The sequence below is a fragment of the Antarctobacter heliothermus genome (genome assembly GCF_900188425.1).
In the GTDB taxonomy this organism is placed as follows: domain Bacteria; phylum Pseudomonadota; class Alphaproteobacteria; order Rhodobacterales; family Rhodobacteraceae; genus Antarctobacter; species Antarctobacter heliothermus.
The window spans coordinates 1-1326 of sequence record NZ_FZON01000151.1 but is presented as its reverse complement, the minus strand read 5'-3'; the positions used below and the strand labels follow the sequence as shown (position 1 = coordinate 1326).

The window sequence follows — 1326 nt, the reverse complement described above, 5'->3', positions numbered from 1 at the left end:
TTTTTTGAGTGATTTTGCACTGGTCAGAAGCAGACGTGTGTCCGGCCTGTTCGCGCGGCACTCGTAGCCGCTGGCCCTGATGGTTTCCGCGACCAAGTCCCAAACGGCTTATCGAACAACATTGTGTCCTGGACATTCGACGGGTTGTCTTGGTTGGCGGGCTGACTGTGCGCCATCATTTCAATGGTCTTGCTGTCTCGGGTGTTCCTTTTCCTTTCTTTAGGCTGCGTGGGGCCGATAGTATTCGTTCTTGGTCAGCACTGCCCAAACTATTCGTGCGGTCTTGTTCGCCATTGCGACGGTCGCCAGTCGAGCAGGCTTTCGTTCCAGTAGGCCTATAGCCCATGGATCTACACGATCAGGGTTCACTTTCATTTGCCGCAATCGTGCTGTCATGCCAGTCACCAGAAGACGTCGGATGTAGCGGTCGCCCATTTTCGTGATCCGCCCCAGGCGTTCTTTTCCGCCACTGGATAAGTTTAGCGGTGTGAGACCTAACCAGGCAGCAAACTGTCGGCCATTCTTAAATTGCTTTGCGTCGCCGACAGTTGCGACAAGGGCCGAAGCGGTCACTGGGCCAACGCCAGGGATTGTGCGGAGCAACATCACGCGTTTGTCCAGTTTGGAATGCAGCCGCATGCGCATCTCGTACCAGCGGAAGCGCAAGTGCATCGCAACAAGTTGGTGGCTAAGTTGCCTCAAGACATCTCGTGCGAACTCAGGAAGAGCTGGTTTTTCGCCCTCCAAAACACCCTTTGCATATTTGACCGCGGCCCCAGTCCCTTGTGGAATGATGACGCCAAATTCGGCAAGCAAACTGCGAAGCATGTTGCTCAATTGCGTTCGCTGCCTGACAATCAAATCGCGCGCGCGATGCAGGAAGAGGACGGCTTGCTGTTCCTCGGACTTGGGCGCAACAAACCGCATCGTCGGGCGCGTCACTGCTTCGCAGATGGCTTCAGCATCGTTGGCGTCGGACTTGCCGCGTTTGACGTAGGGTTTTACATAATTGGCTGGGATCAGGCGAACATCATGCCCAAGTTTGCTGAGTTCTCGCGCCCAGTAATGACTGGATCCGCAAGCCTCCATGCCGATCAGACAGGGTTCCAGATTGGTGAAAAACTGCATGAGTTGTGCTCGGCGGATTGCTCGATTGAAGACAACTTGACCATCCCTGGTAATTCCGTGGACCTGAAAAACATGTTTGGCCAGATCAATGCCCACTGTTGTAACTTGCATTGGGTAGCTCCTTTCCTAGCAGTGATAGACAACTGCAGTATGGCGCATTGCGACGCCGGTTGGAGCAGGAGCTATCCACCCCATCCG

At 54.4% G+C, this 1326-nt stretch carries 1 protein-coding gene; it reads right to left on the bottom strand.

Translation table 11 applies throughout. The annotated features are described in order from the left end of the window. Positions 1 to 219 precede the first annotated feature (219 nt). Positions 220 to 1239 (bottom strand): IS110 family RNA-guided transposase, encoded by a 1020-nt coding sequence (locus CHB90_RS25985; protein WP_089280571.1) that lies wholly within the window; start codon positions 1237 to 1239, stop codon positions 220 to 222. Positions 1240 to 1326 lie beyond the last annotated feature (87 nt).

Coding starts and splice junctions, on each gene's coding strand:
- CHB90_RS25985 (WP_089280571.1), bottom strand. CDS start 1,239: ATGCAAGTTACAACAGTGGGCATTGATCTGGCCAAACATGTTTTTCAG.